At 66.8% G+C, this 19,345-nt stretch carries 15 protein-coding genes and 1 riboswitch; of the genes, 1 reads left to right on the forward strand and 14 read right to left on the reverse strand.

The genetic code is table 11. From position 1 onward, the window contains the following. Window positions 1-21 precede the first annotated feature (21 nt). Entirely contained in the window at window positions 22-1,935 is a 1,914-nt protein-coding gene (gene typA / locus J7E45_RS03495; RefSeq protein ID WP_215067055.1) for a translational GTPase TypA, read from the reverse strand. A 101-nt stretch (window positions 1,936-2,036) separates the two neighbouring features. On the opposite strand from typA, the gene J7E45_RS03500 reads away from it, so the two are divergent. Then, window positions 2,037-2,843 carry a CPBP family intramembrane glutamic endopeptidase gene (locus J7E45_RS03500; RefSeq protein ID WP_215067057.1) on the forward strand — a complete coding sequence of 269 codons (807 nt, stop codon included), beginning with the start codon at window positions 2,037-2,039 and terminating at the stop codon, window positions 2,841-2,843. 16 nt (window positions 2,844-2,859) lie between these two features. On the opposite strand, the gene J7E45_RS03505 is transcribed toward J7E45_RS03500, so the two are convergent. From J7E45_RS03505 to J7E45_RS03565, 13 genes are all read right to left on the reverse strand, one after another. Then, window positions 2,860-3,429 carry a PH domain-containing protein gene (locus tag J7E45_RS03505; RefSeq protein WP_215067060.1) on the reverse strand — a complete coding sequence of 190 codons (570 nt, stop codon included), beginning with the start codon at window positions 3,427-3,429 and terminating at the stop codon, window positions 2,860-2,862. A gap of 2 nt (window positions 3,430-3,431) precedes the next feature. After that, window positions 3,432-5,156: an ABC transporter ATP-binding protein gene (locus J7E45_RS03510; protein WP_215067062.1), complete on the reverse strand. Its 1,725-nt coding sequence runs from the start codon at window positions 5,154-5,156 to the stop codon at window positions 3,432-3,434. Next, window positions 5,153-6,106 (reverse strand): ABC transporter permease, encoded by a 954-nt coding sequence (locus J7E45_RS03515; protein WP_091034155.1) that lies wholly within the window; start codon window positions 6,104-6,106, stop codon window positions 5,153-5,155. Before J7E45_RS03515 ends, J7E45_RS03510 begins: the two co-directional genes overlap by 4 nt. Further along, a complete protein-coding gene (locus J7E45_RS03520; RefSeq protein ID WP_091034157.1) occupies window positions 6,096-7,025 on the reverse strand; it encodes an ABC transporter permease in 930 nt (309 codons plus the stop codon). The genes J7E45_RS03515 and J7E45_RS03520 overlap by 11 nt, the downstream gene beginning before the upstream one ends. Window positions 7,026-7,103: 78 nt before the next feature. Then, window positions 7,104-8,729, reverse strand: coding sequence for an ABC transporter substrate-binding protein (locus J7E45_RS03525; protein WP_244176005.1), 1,626 nt, complete (start codon window positions 8,727-8,729; stop codon window positions 7,104-7,106). A gap of 216 nt (window positions 8,730-8,945) precedes the next feature. Continuing rightward, window positions 8,946-11,798, reverse strand: a complete 2,853-nt coding sequence (gcvP, locus tag J7E45_RS03530; RefSeq protein WP_251053456.1) for an aminomethyl-transferring glycine dehydrogenase — start codon at window positions 11,796-11,798, stop codon at window positions 8,946-8,948. 61 nt (window positions 11,799-11,859) lie between these two features. Next, the gene (gene gcvH, locus J7E45_RS03535) at window positions 11,860-12,237 is read right to left on the reverse strand and encodes a glycine cleavage system protein GcvH (protein WP_215067066.1); all 378 of its coding nucleotides are present in this window, start codon (window positions 12,235-12,237) and stop codon (window positions 11,860-11,862) included. Next, complete coding sequence (locus J7E45_RS03540; protein WP_091034166.1) at window positions 12,234-13,433, reverse strand: glycine cleavage system aminomethyltransferase GcvT; 1,200 nt, start codon at window positions 13,431-13,433, stop codon at window positions 12,234-12,236. The genes gcvH and J7E45_RS03540 overlap by 4 nt, the downstream gene beginning before the upstream one ends. Before the next feature lie 154 nt (window positions 13,434-13,587). Continuing rightward, a riboswitch (glycine riboswitch) is annotated at window positions 13,588-13,682 on the reverse strand. Between the two features lie 146 nt (window positions 13,683-13,828). Continuing rightward, complete coding sequence (locus J7E45_RS03545; RefSeq protein WP_091034169.1) at window positions 13,829-14,698, reverse strand: ABC transporter ATP-binding protein; 870 nt, start codon at window positions 14,696-14,698, stop codon at window positions 13,829-13,831. Further along, window positions 14,695-15,546: an ABC transporter ATP-binding protein gene (locus J7E45_RS03550; RefSeq protein ID WP_029262918.1), complete on the reverse strand. Its 852-nt coding sequence runs from the start codon at window positions 15,544-15,546 to the stop codon at window positions 14,695-14,697. Before J7E45_RS03550 ends, J7E45_RS03545 begins: the two co-directional genes overlap by 4 nt. Further along, window positions 15,543-16,529, reverse strand: coding sequence for an ABC transporter permease (locus J7E45_RS03555; RefSeq protein WP_105709582.1), 987 nt, complete (start codon window positions 16,527-16,529; stop codon window positions 15,543-15,545). The genes J7E45_RS03550 and J7E45_RS03555 overlap by 4 nt, the downstream gene beginning before the upstream one ends. Beyond that, a complete protein-coding gene (locus J7E45_RS03560; protein ID WP_029262920.1) occupies window positions 16,522-17,517 on the reverse strand; it encodes an ABC transporter permease in 996 nt (331 codons plus the stop codon). Before J7E45_RS03560 ends, J7E45_RS03555 begins: the two co-directional genes overlap by 8 nt. 40 nt (window positions 17,518-17,557) lie before the next feature. After that, window positions 17,558-19,246 (reverse strand): ABC transporter substrate-binding protein, encoded by a 1,689-nt coding sequence (locus tag J7E45_RS03565; protein WP_167633970.1) that lies wholly within the window; start codon window positions 19,244-19,246, stop codon window positions 17,558-17,560. Window positions 19,247-19,345 lie beyond the last annotated feature (99 nt).

Genomic DNA, 19,345 nt, shown 5'->3' on the forward strand with positions numbered 1-19,345 from the left:
CTTCTCGGAGCAGGCTCAGGCTCAGGAGCCGGCGTCCTGACGCTTCAGGCGCGCGGTGTCGCGGGCGCGCGTGTTCGCGTCGAGGTTCACCTTGCGGATGCGGACGACCTCGGGCGTGACCTCGACACATTCGTCGTCACGCGCGAACTCGAGGCTCTCCTCGAGCGTCAGCTGGCGCGGAGGCGTCATCGACTCGAAGGTGTCGGAGCTCGCCGCACGCATGTTGGTGAGCTTCTTCTCCTTCGTGATGTTCACGTCCATGTCGTCGGCGCGGGAGTTCTCGCCGATGACCATGCCCTCGTAGACCTCCTGCGTGGGCTGCACGAAGAACGACATGCGCTCCTGCAGGGCGATCATGGCGAACGGGGTGACGACGCCCGAACGGTCGGCGACGATGGAGCCGTTCTGACGCGTCGAGATCGAGCCCGCCCACGGCTCGTAGCCGTGCGAGATCGCGTTCGCGATGCCGGTGCCGCGCGTCGTGGTGAGGAACTCGCTGCGGAAGCCGATGAGGCCGCGCGACGGGACGACGAACTCCATGCGCACCCAGCCGGTGCCGTGGTTCGTCATGTTCTCCATGCGGCCCTTGCGGCCCGCAAGCAGCTGGGTGATCGCGCCGAGGTGCTCCTCCGGCGTGTCGATCGTGAGGTGCTCGAAGGGCTCGTAGGTCTTGCCGTCGATCTTCTTCGTGACCACCTGCGGCTTGCCGACGGTGAGCTCGAAGCCCTCGCGACGCATGTTCTCGACGAGGATGGCGAGGGCGAGCTCGCCGCGACCCTGCACCTCCCAGGCATCCGGACGCCCGATGTCGACGACCTTGAGCGAGACGTTGCCGATGAGCTCCTTGTCCAGACGGTCCTTGACCATGCGAGCGGTGAGCTTGTGGCCCTTGACCTTGCCCATGAGCGGGGAGGTGTTGGTGCCGATGGTCATCGAGATGGCGGGGTCGTCGACCGTGATGGCCGGCAGCGGACGCACGTCCTCGGGATCGGCGATGGTCTCGCCGATGGTGATGTTCTCGAAGCCGGCGATGGCGACGATGTCGCCGGGGCCCGCGGATTCGGCCGGGTAACGCTCGAGCGCACGGGTCTTCAGGAGCTCGGTGATGCGCGCGTTCTGGTGCGTGCCGTCGGCACGGAGCCAGGCCACGGTCTGGCCCTTCTTGAGCGTGCCGTTGAAGACGCGCAGCAGCGCGAGGCGGCCGAGGAACGGGCTGGAGTCGAGGTTCGTGACCCAGGCCTGCAGCGGGTGCTCGTCGTCGTAGGACGGCGCGGGCACGTGCTCGAGGATCGCCTCGAACAGCGGCTCGAGGTCGTCGTTGTCGGGCAGCGAGCCGTCGGCGGGACGGTTCTGCGACGCGGCGCCGGCACGACCGGAGGCGTAGACGACCGGCACGTCGAGCAGCGCGTCGACATCGAGGTCGGGCACGTCGTCGACCAGGTCGGAAGCGAGGCCCAGCAGCAGGTCGTGCGCCTCTTCCTCGACCTCGGCGATGCGGGCGTCGGGACGGTCGGTCTTGTTGACGAGCAGGATGACCGGCAGCTTCGACTCGAGCGCCTTGCGCAGGACGAAGCGGGTCTGGGGCAGCGGGCCCTCGCTGGCGTCGACGAGCAGCACGACACCGTCGACCATGGACAGGCCGCGCTCGACCTCGCCACCGAAGTCGGCGTGACCGGGGGTGTCGATCACGTTGATCGTGATCTCCTTGCCGCCGGCGTGCTTGCCCTTGTAGGTGATCGCCGTGTTCTTGGCGAGGATCGTGATGCCCTTCTCACGCTCCAGATCGTTCGAGTCCATGGCGCGCTCATCGACGTGGGCATGTTCGCCGAAGGAGCCCGTCTGACGCAGCATGGCGTCGACGAGAGTCGTCTTGCCGTGGTCGACGTGGGCGACGATTGCGACGTTGCGGAGGTCAGAGCGAAGGGCGTGCGCCATGCAGGTGTCCTAAAGAGTGTGGGATTGTGCCGGGAAGCCGACGTTCCAGGATAACGCAAGCTCAGGGCGAGTTCCTGAAAACAGGTCGTAGCATCGAGATCGTGACCCGACCGCAGGCCTCCGGAGACCTTCCCGAGCTCTCCCCCACGCCCTCTCGCGCGCGGCTGTGGTGGGAGATCTCGATCGTCCTGGCGCTCGGGCTCGGGCAGTCCGCCGTGTACGCGATCGTGCAGCTCGCCTACCGTCTCACCGACGAGATCCCGATCGCCGATCAGGTCGCGAAGCTGAATCCCTCGCGCAGCGACCGGGAGATCTTCGACCTCATCTACCAGGTACTCGCGATCGGGTTCTCGCTCGTCCCCGTGCTGCTGGTGTGCTTCCTGCTCTGGCAGTCGCGCCGACCGCACCTGGGCCGGCTGGGACTCGACGGCACTAGGACGGGGCGCGATATCGGTCGCGGCATCCTGCTGGTCCTGGCCATCGGCGTGCCCGGCATCGGCCTCTACCTCGCCGGTCGCGCACTCGGGATGACCGTGGCGATCGATCCCGCGGGCATCGACGCCTACTGGTGGACGGTGCCCGTCCTCCTTCTCGCTGCCGCACGGGCCGCACTGCAGGAGGAGTTCGTCCTGCTCGGCTATCTCTTCACGCGGCTGAAGCAGCTCGGCTGGGGACCGTGGTCGATCATCATCGGCACGTCGGTGCTGCGCGCGAGCTACCACCTCTATCAGGGCTATCCCGCGTTCTTCGGGAATCTCGCGATGGGTCTGCTGTTCGGCTGGCTGTATCAGCGCTCAGGGCGCCTGATGCCGTTCCTGGTCGCGCACTTCCTGATCGATGCGGCCGCGTTCGTCGGCTACCCGTGGGCAGCGGCGATGTGGCCCGACCTCTTCGGATTGCGGGGCTGAGCAGAGGATTTCGGGGTCAACCCGCGTTCGCCACGAGGACGGCCAGCACCGCCCAGACGACGATCACGACCAGCGCGATCGTGGCCGGACGATCCCAGCTGCGGCGGATCGGGGCATCTGCGGTGTCTGACGCGGCTTCCCAGCGCTCCTCGATCTCGGTGAGCGCACGGATGCCTGCGGGCATCTTCTCCTCGCCGTCGCCCCCGCGAGCGGGCATCCGGAACGGGCCGGCCTTGGCCGGTCCCCCGTAGCAGGCGAGATCCGTCCCGTCATCGAGCGAGAAGATCAGCTGCCACCGCAGGTCGACGGCGCGCACGCGCTGCCAGCCGAACGTGATGCGGCGGAGCAGGTTCTGCACCACCACACCGTCGTCGTCGATGCGCACGACCGAGGCGAAGGAGCTCACATACACGAGCCAGAGCACCAGCAGCACCCACGGGGCGAGCAGGAGCATCGGCCCCCACCCTGCCCGCAGAACGGCATCGCCCAACAGGAACAGGGCCAGAAGCGAGCCGATCACGAGCGCGGCGGGACCGGAGGGCGCACGAAATGTCCGTACGCCCTCCGACCTGTCGTCCGTCGTCACCGTCAGTTGCTCCCGAGGGTGATCGACGCACCGGGAATCGCTTGGAGCAGTCGCTCCGTGTACTCCTGCTGCGGGTTCGCGAAGATGTCGTCGACCGTGCCGTGCTCGACCACACGCCCCTGCTCCATCACGCAGACCCGATCCGCGATCACCCGCACGACCGCGAGGTCATGGGTGATGAACAGATACGTCAGGTCGAGCTCGGACTGGAGTTCGGCGAGCAGGTTCAGCACTTGCGCCTGCACCAGCACATCCAGCGCCGACACGGCCTCGTCGAGGACGACGATCTCCGGCTTGAGCGCGAGGGCCCTGGCGATGGCGACTCGCTGGCGCTGACCGCCCGAGAGCTCGTTCGGATACCGGTCGGCCACACTCGACGGGAGCGCGACCTGGTCGAGCACCTCGAGAACACGCTTGCGGCGCGAGGAAGTGTCGCCGACCCCGTGCACGCGCAGCGGCTCCGCCACCGTGTTTCCGATGTTGTGCAGCGGATCCAGCGAACCGTACGGGTCCTGGAACACCGGCTGCATCTCGCGACGCAGTGCCTGCAGCTCGGGCCGCGAGAGCGTGTCGGTGTCCCGACCGTTCACCAGGATCGAGCCCGACGTCTTCGTCTCCAGACGCAGCAGCATCTTGGCGGCGGTCGACTTGCCGGAACCAGATTCACCGACGATGGCCATCGTGGAACCCTTGGGCACCTGGAAGGACATCTTGTCGACGGCCGTGAAATCGGTGGAACGGAAGCCGCTCCCCCGGATCTTGTAGACCTTCGTCACATCACGGAACTCGATCACCGGCTCGGCCGGAACCGCCTCGGTGTGCGCGATCGATGCGAGATCGACCGTGCCCGTGGCCTCCGTGAGCACCTCGGCGAGAGGGTCGACGTGGCCCGTGACCGCCGTCTGGATGCGCTTCGACGCCAGGCTCGGCGCCGCGGCGACCAGCCGCTGGGTGTACGGATGCTGCGGGTTCTGCAGGATCTCGAGCGCAGGACCCGATTCCACGATGCGTCCGCGATGCATCACGACGAGGTTCTCCGCCCGCTCCGCGGCGAGGCCGAGGTCGTGGGTGATGAACAGGACCGCAGTGTTGCGCTCCTTCGTGAGGGTGTCGAGGTGATCGAGGATCCGCTTCTGCACCGTGACGTCGAGCGCGCTGGTGGGCTCGTCGGCGATGAGCAGCTTCGGATCGGACGACAGCCCGATGCCGATGAGCACCCGCTGGCGCATGCCGCCGGAGAACTCATGCGGGAACTGCCGCAGACGCCGATCGGCATCCGCGAGTCCCGCCTCCTTCAGCACCTGGATCGCCTGCTTGCGCGCGGCCTTGCGGCCGTCGGCCTGCCCGTTGGCGAGGATGGTCTCCTCCACCTGGAAACCGATGCGGTGCACGGGGTTGAGGCTGTTCATCGGGTCCTGGGGAACCAGGCCGATGAGGTTGCCGCGCACATGCTCGATCTCGGAGCGTCCGAGTTTCGTCAGGTCGCGACCCTCGAACTTGACGGCGCCACCGGTGACCTTCCCGCTGCCGGGCAGCAGGTTGATGATCGCGTGTGCGGTCGTCGACTTGCCCGAACCGGACTCGCCGACGATCGCCATGGTCTCGCCCGGGTAGATGTCGAAGCTGACACCGCGCACCGCAGGGACGAAACCGTCCTGCGTCTTGAACGCGACCTCCAGGTTCTCGATCGACAGGAGCGGGACATCGGGGTTGTATTCGGCGGTCATCGCAGTGCCCTCGCCTTCGGGTCGAGCGCGTCTCGCACCGTCTCGCCGAGCATGATGAACGACAGCACGGTGAGGGAGAGAGCGATCGACGGATAGATCAGCGGCATGGGGTCGGTGCGCAGACGCTGCTGCGCCATGGCGATGTCGTTGCCCCAGGAGATGAACTCCGGCGGCAGACCGACACCCAGGAAGGACAGCGTCGCCTCGGCCGTGATGGCCGCGGCCAGACCGACCGTGCTGAGCACGATCACCGGGGCGATCGAGTTCGGCATGACGTGCGAGAACATCGTCCGCACACGGGAGACACCGAGGGCCTCGGACGCCATCACGAAGTCGGCCGAGCGCACGCGCAGGATCTCGGCGCGCAGGATGCGCGCGACCGACGGCCATCCGAAGAAGCCGATCGCGAGGGAGACCACGAGGATGTTCCGGTCGTTGAGGAACATCGACATGATGACCACGGCGGCCAGCACGTAGGGGATCGCGAAGAACATGTCGCCGATGCGCATGAGCAGCGAATCGATCCAGCCGCCGAAGAAGCCGGCGAACGCACCGATCACGATGCCCATGGCAGCGATGATGATCGTCACCAGGATGCCGACCGACAGCGAGGTGCCTGCGCCGTGCACGACTCGGGAGTAGACGTCGCAGCCCTGGAAGGTGTATCCGAACGGATGTCCTGCAGACGGCCCGTCGTTCGAGAAATTCAGGTCGCACTGGAACGGGTCGACCGGAGCGAACAGGTCGGGGAACGACGCGATGACGACCAGCAGCACGACGAAGACGCCGGCGGTCCAGAACATCCAGCGACCACGGAGGTCACGCCAGGCATCGAGCCACAGGTTGCTCTTGCGCTCGCTGACACGGACGGCGTCGACGGCCCCGAGGCCACCCTCGTCGGCCTCGGCCACATAATGCGCCATACGGCGGGTACGAGTGTTATCGGACATAGCGGATCCTCGGGTCGAGCACACCGTAGAGCAGATCGATGAACAGGTTGACCAAGACGTAGATCACGACGAGCACGGTCACGATCGAGACGATCTCCGGACCATCGTGTTGATTGATGGCCTTGAAGAGCTCGTTTCCGATGCCGGGCACGTTGAACACGCCCTCGGTGACGGTGGCGCCGACGATCAGGATGCCGAAGTCGGCAGCGAGGTTCGTCGTCACAGGAATGAGCGAGTTGCGCAGCACATGCACCGGGATGACGCGCCGCGTGGGGAGTCCCTTGCCGAACGCCATCCGGACGAAGTCCTGCTGACGCGTCTCGATGACCGAGTTGCGCGTGAGCCGGACCACGTAGGCGAAGTTCAGTGCGGCGAGCACGATGGCCGGGAGTATCAGATCCGACCAGGGCGCCCCTCGGCCGACCGTTGGTCGGAACAGATGCAGCTCGATGGCGAGGAAGTACTGCGCGATGAAGGCCAGCACGAACACCGGGATCGAGATGAGCAGAAGGCTCACCAGCATCGAGGCGTGGTCGAACAGGCTGTTCTTGCGCAGGCCGGAGATCAGACCGACGACGACGCCGAAGACGAGTTGGATGACGATCGCCAGCAGCGCGAGGCGCAGCGTCACCGGGAACTTCGCGGCGAGGATCTCATTGACGCTCTGGCCGCGGAAGGTCGTTCCCAGGTCACCCTGGAACAGGTCGCCGAGGTAGATCAGGTAGCGCGTGAAGAACGGCTGGTCCAGGTGGTACTGCGCCTGCAAGGCGGCGTACTGCGCATCGGTCGGTGTCTTGTCACCGAACAGAGCGAGAATCGGGTCACCCGGCAGCAGGAAGACCATCGAGAAAATCAGGAAGGTCGCCCCGAGGAAGACGGGTATCGCCTGAAGAAGGCGACGAATGATGTAGGCAGTCATAGCGTGAACTCAACCGCGCCGTGCGGGGCGACGCTTGCGCATCGCCCCGCACGGCGGGTTCAGATCAGAGCGGGAGTGTTACTCGCCGGCCTTGGTGATCTCGTACACGATCGGCCAGCTGTCCCAGCCGTACTCGACGTTGTCGACGAGCGTGGAGAAACCGGCGTTGGTCGAGCGGTACCAGAGCGGCAGGACGGGAAGGTCCGTGAACAGGACCTCCTGCGCCTGCTCGAAGAGCTTGTTGCCCTCTTCGACCGAGGGCGCCGTGGAGCCCTTCGTCACGAGCTCGTCGTACTCGGGGTTCGAGTAGTCGCCGTCGTTGGAACCGGCACCCGTGATGAACAGCGCGCCCAGGATGTTGTACGCACCCGGGTAGTCGAACTGCCAGCCCGAACGCGTCGCCGCGTTCAGCGTGCGGTTCTTGATCTCCTCGCGGAGCGTCGCCAGGTCGGGGAAGGACTGACCGGCGGCGTCGATGCCCAGCGTGTTCTTGATCTGGTTCGACACCGCGTCGACCCACGCCTGGTGTCCACCGTCGGCGTTGTACGCGATGGTGAACGTGCCGCTCCACGGGGAGATGGCGTCGGCCTGAGCCCACAGGTCCTTCGCCTTGTCGGCGTCGGCGTGCGTGACCTCGGAACCGGCGATCTCGTCGTTCCAGCCCGCGATGACCGGCGAGGTGTAGTCGACGGCCGGCGTGCGGGTGCCCTCGAAGATCACGTCTGTGACCTGTTCGCGGTCGATCGCGTAGGAGATGGCCTGACGACGCAGGTTGCCCTCTTCGTCATTGCCGAAGTGGGCGAGGCGGGCCGGGATGGTCAGGCCTTCCCAGATCGCGGCCGGCTGGTCGACGGCACGGTCGCCCAGGTCGTCCTTGTACGTGGCCAGAGCCGTCGGCGGCACGCCGGGGTTGAGCACGTCGAGGTTGTCCGAGAGCAGGTCGGTGTATGCGGCCTCGGCGGTCGCGTACATGGCGAGGTCGACTCCGCCGTTCTTCGCCTTGCGCGGACCGTCGTAGCTCTCGTTCGGAAGCAGCGAGATCACGGAGTCGTGCTCCCACTTGTCGAGCACGTACGGGCCGTTGCCGACCGGAGCCTGGCCGAACGCCTCGGGGTCGTCGAAGAACGACTCGGGGAGCGGCGCGAACACCTGGTAGCCCAGAGTGGTCGGGAAGTCCGACTGCGGAGCGGCGAGCTCGACCGTGAACGTCGTGTCGTCGACGACCTCGAGAGCGAGGGAGTCTTCCTTCACGGCGTCGGCGCTGTAGCCGGAGAAGTTGGCGAACCACCACTGGTTCTCGAAGGCGGGGTCGGAGGCGGCGTACTGCCATGCCTCGACGAAGGACTCCGCGGTCACGGGGGTGTCGTCGCTGAACTTCTCACCCTCCTTGATCTTGATGGTCCAGGTCTGGTTGTCGTCCGACTCGATCGAGTCGGCGAGGTCGTTGGCGAGGGCGCCGTCGGCTTCGTAGTAGACGAGACCGGCGAAGATGTTCTGCAGAACGAGTCCGCCACCGACCTCGTTGGTCACGGCGGGGAGGAGCGGGTTCTGAGGCTCGTTGCTCTGAACCGTGACGATTCCGGTCGACGCTTCGCCGCCTTCTTCACCACTGCCGTTGTCGCCGCCGGATGCGCAGCCTGCGAGCGCGATAGCGCCGACGGCGAGCAGAGCGGTGCCCGCGAGGGCAGTCCTGTTTCTTTTCACTTTTGTCCTCCTGTGGACACGGGGATTCTGCACACTCACCATCGAGCGGGCAGGGATACCTGAGCGTAACCCGCACCTCTTCGCCCGAGACGCTCAGCTAACGAACTGTTACTGAGTGGTGACCATACGTAACAAGGCCGAAACACCGGGAAAAGAGAGACGGTGCCGCACCCCACAACAGGGGTGCAGCACCGTCTGCTCACATGAGCACGAGACTCAAGCGAAAGCCTCCACCGGAGGGCAGGCGCAGACCAGGTTGCGGTCGCCGTATGCCTGGTCGATGCGACGCACCGGCGGCCAGTACTTGCCCGCGATGAGGGCACGCACGGGGTACGCCGCCTCTTCCCGCGAGTACGCATGGTTCCACTCCCCCGCGATGAGCGAGACCGCGGTGTGCGGCGCGTGCACGAGCGGGTTGTCGTCGGCCGGCAAGCGACCGGCGGCGACCCCCTCCGCCTCGGCCTTGATCATGACCATGGCCTCGATGAAGCGCTCGATCTCGTCGAGGTCCTCCGACTCGGTCGGCTCGACCATCAGCGTGCCCGCGACCGGGAACGACATGGTCGGCGCGTGGAAGCCGTAGTCGATGAGGCGTTTGGCGACATCGTCGACCGTGATGCCGGTGGCCTCCTTGAGCGGACGCAGATCGAGGATGCACTCGTGAGCCACCCGCCCGTTCTCGCCCGTGTAGAGCACCGGGAAGTGGGAACCGAGCCGCTCCGCCATGTAGTTGGCGGAGAGCACGGCTGCCGCGGTGGCGCGACGCAGTCCGTCGGCACCCATCATCCGCACATACGCCCACGAGATCGGCAGGATCCCGGCCGAGCCGTACGGCGCTGCCGAGATGACTCCGCCGTCGAACGTATACCCGCCGAAGTGCTCCGCGCTCTGGGCGAGCGGGTGCGAGGGCAGGAACGGCGCGAGGTGGGCCTTCGCCGCCACCGGACCGATGCCGGGGCCGCCGCCGCCGTGCGGGATCGCGAACGTCTTGTGCAGGTTGAGGTGCGAGACGTCGCCACCCAGGTCGCCGAAGCGCGCGTAGCCGAGCAGAGCGTTGAGGTTCGCGCCGTCGACGTAGACCTGCCCACCGGCGTCGTGCACGGCTGCGGTGATGTCGACCACCTGCTCCTCGTACACGCCGTGTGTGGAGGGGTAGGTGATCATCAGAGCCGAAAGCTCGTCGGAGTGCAGCGCGATCTTCGCGCGCAGATCGTCGAGGTCGACGTTGCCGAGCTCGTCGGTCGCGACGACCACGACCTTCATACCGGCGAGGACGGCCGATGCGGCGTTGGTGCCATGGGCCGAAGACGGGATCAGGCAGATCGTGCGGTGCTGGTCGCCGTTGGCGTGGTGGTAGCCGCGGATCGCGAGCAGCCCCGCGAGTTCACCCTGCGAGCCCGCGTTCGGCTGCAGCGACACCGCGTCGTACCCGGTGACCTCGGCGAGCCAACCCTCGAGCTGATCGATGAGCTCGAGGTAGCCCTGCACATCGGCCGTCGGAGCGAACGGGTGGATGCCCGCGAACTCGGGCCACGTGATCGCCGCCATCTCGGTGGCCGCATTGAGCTTCATCGTGCAGGAGCCCAGCGGGATCATGCCGCGGTCGAGCGCATAGTCGCGGTCGGCGAGGCTCTTCAGATACCGCATCATGGCCGTCTCGCTGCGGTGTGCGTGGAACACCGGGTGCGTGAGGTACTCGTCCTGACGCCCCAGGTCCGACGGCAGGGAGTTGCTGCCACGCTGAAGGAAGCCGAATGCACGCTCCTGCGCGCCGCCGAAGACCATCGCCACCTGATGCAGCTCGGTCACCGTGGTGGTCTCATCGACCGAGATGCCGATCGTGTCGGCATCGGCCACGCGGAGCAGGATGCCGTATCCGTCGCGCGCCTGCGCGGCGTGCTCGGCCGCACGCCCCGGCACCCGCACCGTGACCGTGTCGAAGAACGCGTCGTGCACGACCTCGGCGCCCGCCTCGGTGAGCCAGGTCCCGAGCAGGGCCGCCTTCGTGGCTGCTTCTGAGGCGATCGCACGGAGCCCATCCGGGCCGTGATAGACCGCGTACATCGCCGCCATCACGGCCAGCAGCACCTGGGCGGTGCAGATGTTCGACGTCGCCTTCTCACGGCGGATGTGCTGCTCGCGCGTCTGCAGAGAGAGACGGTACGCGGGCTTGCCGTCGGCATCCACCGACACCCCGACGAGACGGCCCGGCAACTGACGCTCCAGGCCCGAGCGGACGGCCATGTAGCCGGCGTGCGGCCCCCCGAAGCCCATCGGCACTCCGAAGCGCTGCGTCGTGCCGACGGCCACATCCGCGCCGAGCGACCCGGGCGACGCGATCAGTGTGAGCGCGAGCAGATCCGCCGCTGCGACGGCCAGTCCACCCGCGAGGTGCGCGGCGTCGAACACGGCGGACGGATCCCAGACCCGACCCGATGCGCCCGGGTACTGGACGAAGACACCGAAGAGATCACCGGGAAGCTCCTCCCCCGCAGCGAAGTCGACGGACGCGATCTCGATCCCGAGGGCTTCCGCGCGGGTCGCGAGCATCGCCCTGGTCTGCGGCAGTGCGTCGGCGTCGACGGCGAACACGTTCGACGACGACTTCGAGGCGCGCCGCGCCAGCAGCATCCCCTCGACGACGGCCGTGGACTCGTCCAGCATCGAGGCGTTGGCCGTGGTGAGCCCCGTGAGGTCGGAGACCATGGTCTGGAAGTTGATGAGCGCCTCGAGACGACCCTGCGAGATCTCCGGCTGGTAGGGCGTGTACGCCGTGTACCAGGACGGATTCTCCAGCACGTTGCGCTGGATCACCTGCGGCGTGATGGTCCCGTAATAGCCGAGGCCGATCATCGGGCGGTTCACGGTGTTGCGGGACGCGAGGGTCCGCAACTCTGCGAGCGCCTCGGTCTCACTCGCTGCCGCGGGGATGCGAGACGGCGTTCCCCCCTCGGCTTCGGAAGACGGACCGGTGTAGATCGACGCCGGCACGGCCTGACGCATCAGCGCCTCGACCGGGCTCAGCGCGTCGTCCGCTCCGGCGGTGTCGAGACCGAGGGCGGCGAGCATCGTGCGCTGCGCAGCATCCGTGGGTCCGATGTGACGATCGGCGAAAGTGACCACTGGTGAATCAGCCCTCCGTCAGCGCGACGTAGGCGTCGCGGTCGAGCAGACCGTCGAGCGCACCGGCGGCGACGGTGACCTTGAGCAGCCAGCCGCCCTCGAACGGTGCGGAGTTGACGAGCGACGGGTCGTCGACGGCCGCGTCGTTGATCTCGACGACCGTGCCGGTGACCGGCGCGTAGAGCTCGCCGACCGACTTCGTGGATTCGATCTCTCCCACGACGGAGCCGGCGGTGACCTCGGTGCCGACGGCGGGGAGCTCGACGAACACGACGTCGCCCAGCTTCTCGGCGGCGTAGTCGGTGATGCCGATCGTCACGGTGTCGCCGTCAGCGGCGATCCACTCGTGTTCTTCGGTATAGCTGAGAGCGGCGAGGTCGGTCATTTGGTCCTCCGATAGAAAGGCAGGGCGGTCACGGTCGCGGGGATCCTGGTCCCCCGCACATCAAGGAATACTGCGGTTCCCTCCTCAGCGGAAGAAGGGTGCACGTAGGCCATCGCGATCGGATGGCCGAGAGTCGGGCTGAGGGCTCCGCTGGTGATCTCACCGAGCTTCTCCCCTTCGCCGTCGACGACGGCGTAGCCGGCGCGCCCGGCGCGCTTGCCCTCGGCGACGAGGCCGACCAGCACGGGGGCGTCGGATGCGCCGGCCTGCTCGACGGCGACGAGCGCTTCCTTGCCGACGAACTGGTCCTTGGCAGTCACGACGACGCGTCCGAGGCCGGCCTGGACGGGCAGTGTGTCGAGGCTCAGCTCGTGTCCGTACAGCGGCATGCCCGCCTCGAGGCGAAGGGTGTCGCGCGCCGCGAGACCGGCGGGCACGAGACCGTGCGGTTCGCCGGCCGAGACCAGCGCGTCCCACAGGGCGGGCGCGTCAGCCGCCGAGACGAGCAGTTCGAAGCCGTCTTCGCCCGTGTATCCCGTGCGGGCGATGAGCAGCGGCTCACCGAGGAAGCGCGCGTCGGCCCACGCGTAGTACTTCTGATCGGCCCACGGCGTGCTCAACTCGGTGAGGCCGAGGGTCGCCTCGAGGATCGCCTCCGCAGCGGGCCCCTGCACGGCGAGCAGCGCGTAAGAGTCCGACACATCTTCCACATCGACGCCGCGGTCGCCGAGGAAGCCGGCGAAGCTGCGGTCCTCCCCCGGCGTCAGCGGTGGCAGCTCGCGCTCGATGAGCGAGGGGAAGTCGCGGACGCGCTTCGCGAACGCGGAGTCGACGAAGCCGCGGTTGCCGGCGTTCGCGATCACGAGGTAGCGGTCGTCCGCCAACCGGTACGCGATGACATCGTCGACGATGCCGCCGTTCGCCGCCAGCATCAGCGAGTACTTCGCCTTGCCCACCGGCATCGCGGAGATGCGGCCGGCGAGTGCGAAATCGAGGAACTCCGCTGCCTTCTCACCGGTGACGAGGAACTCCGCCATGTGCGAGATGTCGAAGATGCCGGCGGCGTTCCGCACGGCGTGGTGCTCGGCGAGGTCGGAGGTGTAGCGCACCGGCATCTGCCAGCCGCCGAAGTCGGTGAACGACGCGCCGAGCGCCTCATGGCGTTCACGCAGCGGGGTGTAGCGGGGGTCGGACATGGAGTTCTCCCGGGCTGTGGCGGGCGGAACGGCGGCATCGCCGCTCCTCGGAACTCCCCCTCTGTCATAGGCCTGAGAGCTTCACCCGTGCACGGAGGCGGGGTTTTCACCGTCGGCGGATCCGCAGTTTCGCGGGATCGCTTTTCAGAGTGGCCGGAACCGCGCGGTACGCGTACCTGAGAGATTGGCGGGGAGGCTTGCTCCTTCGGTGCCCGGCTGCGTTCGCCGGGGCTCTCCCGCGTGGTTCATTCGGCCTGTCTTCAATTGTGGGTTCAGTCTAGCCCGTCCGATCTCTGGCGCCGGGTTCCCGGGACGCGCGTTCGAATCGCGCGAATGGTCCCACTCGGGGCTCCGAGAGGACCATTCGCGCGATTCGAAAGCGGGGTGGCAGGGCGTCAGTGCGCGATGCCGAGCTCGGCGCGCACCTCGTCGCGGAGGCGGCCGAGGTTGTCGGGCTCGGGTGCGGCGCCCAGAAGCGTCTTGGTGTATTCGTGCTGCGGGTTGAGGATGACCTCGTCCGCAGGCCCGCGTTCCACGACATCTCCCTTGTACAGCACCATGATCTCGTCCGAGAAGTGCCTCGCGGTCGCCAGGTCGTGGGTGATGTAGAGGACGCCGAGGTTCTCCTCGCGTTGCAGGTCCGCGAGCAGGTTCAGCACCCCGAGACGGATCGACACGTCCAACATCGACACCGGTTCGTCCGCGACGATGAACCGCGCTCCGGGAGCCAGTGCCCGCGCGATCGCGACGCGCTGACGCTGCCCGCCGGACAGCTCGTGCGGGCGGCGATCGGCGTAGCTGTCCCCCGGCGTGAGCCGGACGCGCTCCAGCAGCTCCACGGCCCGCTCCCGCACCTCGCCACGAGAAAGCTCCGGATGGTGCAGGCGGATCGGGCGCTCGAGGTGATGCACGATCGTGTGGAAAGGGTTGAGCGAAGCGAACGGATCCTGGAACACCATCTGCACATCGGCGCGGTAGCGTTCCAGCGCCCGGCCGCGGGTTCCGGACGGTTTCCCGTCCAACAGGATCTCCCCGCTGGTGGGGGTCTCCAGCTTCATGAGCATCCGCGCGATCGTCGACTTCCCCGACCCCGATTCGCCGACCAGCGCGACCGTCTTACCCGCCTCGATCGTGAAGGACACGTCTTTCACCGCGTGCAGGATGTTCGTCTTGAAACCGGAGCGCAGGGGGAAGTCCTTCACCAGGTTCCGCGCCTCCAACCGCGCCGGCTGCGGCGTGGTCGTGGCGGTCGTGTTCGCGCTCATCGGACGCCCTCCTGGCTGACACCGGTGCGGACGAAGTCGCCCCGTTCGCCCTTGAGCGACGGGAAGCTCGACAGCAGCCGTTTCGTGTACTCGTGCTGCGGGGTCCGGTAGATCTCCTCCGCCGTGCCCTCTTCGACGATCTGTCCCTGCAGCATGATCGCGATCCGGTCGCTGATCTCGATCAGCATGGGCAGGTCGTGGGTGATGAAGATCACCGCGAACCCGAGCTTCTCGCGCAACCGCATGATCTCGCGGATGATCCCGCGCTGCACCACCACGTCGAGCGCGGTCGTCGGCTCGTCCATGATCATCACCTGCGGATCGAGGGCGAGCGCCATCGCGATCATCATCCGCTGCCGCATGCCGCCCGAGAGCTCGTGCGGAAAGCTCGTCAGGCGGTTCGGGTCGACGCCGACCAGGGTGAGCAGTTCTTCTGCCCGCGCGGTCTTCGCCTTCTTGCCCATACCGGGGCGATGCGTGTCGAAGATGTCGAAGATCTGCGCCTTGACCGAGATCACCGGGTTGAGCGAGTTCATCGCACCCTGGAAGACCATCGAGATCTTGTCCCACCGGAACGCCCGGAGGCCCTCGCCGTCGAGGCCGACGATGTCGATGTCATGACCGTCGCGGTCATGGAAGACGATCTCCCCCGCCGTCATCAGGGCAGGCGCCTTGAGGAGGCGGTTCATCCCATAGGCCAGGGTCGTCTTGCCGCAGCCGGACTCCCCCGCGAGGCCCAGGATCTCTCCCCGGTTCAGTGTCAGGGACACGTCGCGCACAGCCTTCACCGGCGGGTCGACCTCGTACTCGATCGACACATTCCGCGCCGTCAGCACCGGCTCGCTCATGCGGTGACCCCCTTGGTCTTCGCGGCCTTGCGCACACGGCGCGCGGCATCGGGCGCGTTGCGCAGTTTCGGGTTGATGACCTCGTCGATCGCGAAGTTGATCAGCGCGAGGCCGGCGCCGAGGATGGCGATCATGATGCCCGGCGGCACGAACCACCACCACGCTCCGCGGCCGAGTGCCTGACCGGACTGGGCGTCATTGAGGATGGTTCCCCAGGTGATCGAGTCCGTCGGTCCGAGCCCCAGGTACGACAGCCCGGCCTCGCCGAGGATCGCGAAGATCAGAGCGAAGAGGAACTGCGCGGTCAGCAGCGGCAGGAGGTTCGGCATGATCTCGACGAGGATCACGCGGAGCGACCGCTCGCCGGCCACCTTCGAGGCGTAGACGTAGTCGCGTGTGCGGAGGGAACGGGTCTGGAGGCGCAGGACGTAGGCGGCGCCGGCCCAGGAGGTGATGCCGAGGAAGATCGCGACCAGCTGCCAGGTGCGCTGGGGCACGAAGGAGGCGATCACCATGACCAGCGGCAAGGCGGGGATGACGATCATCACGTTGGTGATGAGGGCGAGTCCGTCTTCGCGCCAGCCGCCCAGGTATCCGGCGAGGACACCGAAGACGAGCGACAGCACGATCGCGATCACGCTGGCGATCAACCCGACCATGAGCGATCCCTGCGCACCGATCGCGAGCTGGGCGAACATGTCGTTGCCGAGCTTCGTGGTGCCCAACCAGTGCTCGGCCGACGGCGGCTGGAGTGCAGGGTTCGCCGTGCTGCGCGGATTCTGCGTGAAGAACGGCGCGATGATCGCGAACAGCACGATCGCGAGCACGAGGAGCGAGCCGACGATGAACTTCGGCGATGTGCTCGGCAGGATGCGCCGCTTGCGGCCTCGGCTCTGCGTCGCGAGTGAGACGGTGCTGGCCGGCGCCGTCATGGGCGCGTCTTCGACGGTCAGGAGACCGGCGGTGTTCTGCGGATCAGACATTCTGGCGCGCCCTCGGGTCGATGAAGCCATAGACGAGGTCCATGAAGAAGTTGGCGGCGAGCACCGTGATGGTGATCACCAGGAACAGGCCCTGCATGAGTGCATAGTCGTTGTTCGTGACGGCCTGGAACATCAGCTTGCCGATGCCCGGATACGTGAACACCTGCTCCATGACGATGGAGCCGGAGACGACGAAGCCGAGCGTGATCGAGAATCCGGCGATCGACGGGATGGCCGCGTTCCTCGCGGCGTACGTCGTCATGATGCGGCGGTGCCGGAGGCCCTTGGCCTCGGCGGTGAGGACGTAGTCCTCGGCGAGGGTGGCGACCATCATGTTGCGCATGCCGAACAGCCAGCCGCCCACGGAACTGATCACGATCGTGATTGCTGGGAGGAGCGAATGCGCGAGCGCGTCGGTGAAGAACGCCCAGGTGGGCTCCGGCCCGTCGGGGAAGTCGAACACGTCGTAGCCCCCGAAGATCGGGAACCAGCCGAGTCCGACCGCGAACACCGACACCAGGATCAGCGCCAGCCAGAAGTACGGGATGGACTGCAGCACGGTGGTCGCCGGGATGACGTGGTCGACCCAGGTGCCCCGCTTCCATCCGGCCCAGGCACCCAGCGCGACACCGAGGACGAACGAGATGACGGTCGCGGTGCCGACCAGGACGAGTGTCCACGGCAGCGCTCCGGCGATCAGTTCGGTCACCGGTGTCGGATACTTCGTCACCGAGATCCCGAGGTCACCGCGGAACATACGCCCCCAGTACGCGAGGTACTGGTCCCAGAGCGAGGAGTCGTCGCCACCGAGCAGGAGCTTGATGTTGCGGATCGTCGTCTCCGAGATCTCGCCGCCGGCCCGCTGCATCTTGGCGATCATGATGTCGGCGGGGTTCCCCGGCATGAGACGGGGAAGCAGGAAGTTGAGAGAGATCGCGGCCCACAGCGTGAACGCGTAGAACCCGATTCTTCGTGCATAGAACTTCATGTCACTCTTTCCTGACTTCCTGCTTCCCGTCTCCTCTTGATTACTTGGCCGGCTGCAGCTGCGTCAGGACGTAGCCTGCCGCGATCGCGCCCCAGGACGGCGGGAAGGCGTAGAGGTCCTCCTCCGTCGGCCAACCCGTGAAGTCCTTCGTGTTGTAGAAGGTCTGGGTCGCGTTGATCACCAGCGGGATGTAGGGCAGGTCGCGGACGATCTCGGTCTGGATCGTGCCGTACAGCTCCTTCTTCTCGGCCTCGTCATCGGTGCTGATCGCGGCCTGCACGGCAGCGTCGACCTTCGGGTTGTTGTACCGGCTGAAGTTCCAGCGACCGGCCGGGACCTCGGTGCCGACGGGGCTCGTCGACTGCACCGCGGTGCCGCCGAACCAGTCACGGTAGATCTGGAACGGGTCTGCCACCGACGTGCCGATCATGCCGCCGACGATGAGCTGGAACTCTCCACCCTGACGGGAGTCGGAGAACTCCTGCCACTGCACGGTGGAGACGTTGATCTTGATGCCGGCTGCGGCCGCCTGCTCGGCGATCAGCTTGGCGGCATCGTTGTAGTCCGTCCAGCCGTCGACCGAGGTCAGCGTCAGCTCGAGCGGCACGCCGCCCTTCGCGTAGAAGTCGCCGTCCTTCGTGTAGCCGGCGGCCTCGAGGATCGCGTCCGCCTCTGCGACGTTCGCCTCCTGCGGGCTGACCTCGTTGGCGGGATCAGCGACCCACTTCTCGTCGCGGGGTAGCAGGGCGTATGTCGGAGAGATGTCACCGGTGAGCCCGACGAACGCCTTGTCCTTGATGGTGGCGCGGTCGATCGCTGCGTTGAGCGCCTGACGCACGGCCACGTCGGTCTGCGGTCCAGTGCAGCCGAGCTCTGCGTTCGAGCAGGTGTACAGGACGGTCGGGTCCTGAGGGGTGTTGATCCAGTCGATCTTCCCGTTGCCCGTCACATCGTCGGGGTTCGGGATGAACATGCCGGTCCAGTCGAGCTCGCCGGCGGCGAGCAGGTCCTGCGCGGTCTGGTTGTTGTCGACCGCGATGTACTGGACCTTCTTGACGCCGAGCTTGTCGGCGTCGCGGAAGTTCTCGTTCGCGACGAGGGTGTACGACTCGCTGGTCGTCTTCTCGACGACGTATGCGCCGGAGCCGACGGGCTCCTCGTTGGCGAAGTTCGCGAAGTCGGTGACGTCGGCCCAGATGTGCTCGGGGAGGATGTACGTCGAGCCGAGACGCTGGAACTCGGTCGTGTACTGCGCGGACGAGTACGTCAGCACGACGGTGGTGTCGTCGGTGGCCTCGGCGGAGACCAGGCCGTTGCCCTCGGGGTTGTTGGCCTCGTACTTGAACGAGAACGCGACGTCCTTCGCGGTGAGGGGCTCGCCGTCGCTCCACTTGAGGTCGGGCTTGATGGCGATCGTGATCACCGTGCCGTCCTCGTTGTACTCGAAGGTGTCGCCGATCAGGCCGACGGGCTCGGTGTCAGCCGTCTTGTTGTAGAAGAACAGCGGCTCATAGATGGGGCCGAGCGCACCGTGGAGCACGGTGGGCGCGAACGGGTTGTAGTTCGCGGCGATCGGCGTCTGACTGCCGGCCCAGACGCGAAGGGCGCGGTCGCTGTCGGCATTGTCGTCGCCGCTGCCGCCGGTGCCGCAGGCGGTGAGGCCCATGGCGAGGACGGATGCTCCGGCGATCGCGGTGAGCGCGATTCTGCGCTTTCCGTTTCGGATCATTTCTCTTGTTTCCTCTCGGTGCTGCACTGCAGGAGGGATCGCTCCGGATGGAGCGGGAACCCCGACTGTGGGGTTCGTGGGACCCGAGGAGTTGCCTGG

The organism is Microbacterium sp. ISL-59, assembly GCF_018613945.1.
GTDB classification, from domain to species: Bacteria; Actinomycetota; Actinomycetes; order Actinomycetales; family Microbacteriaceae; genus Microbacterium; species Microbacterium oxydans_B.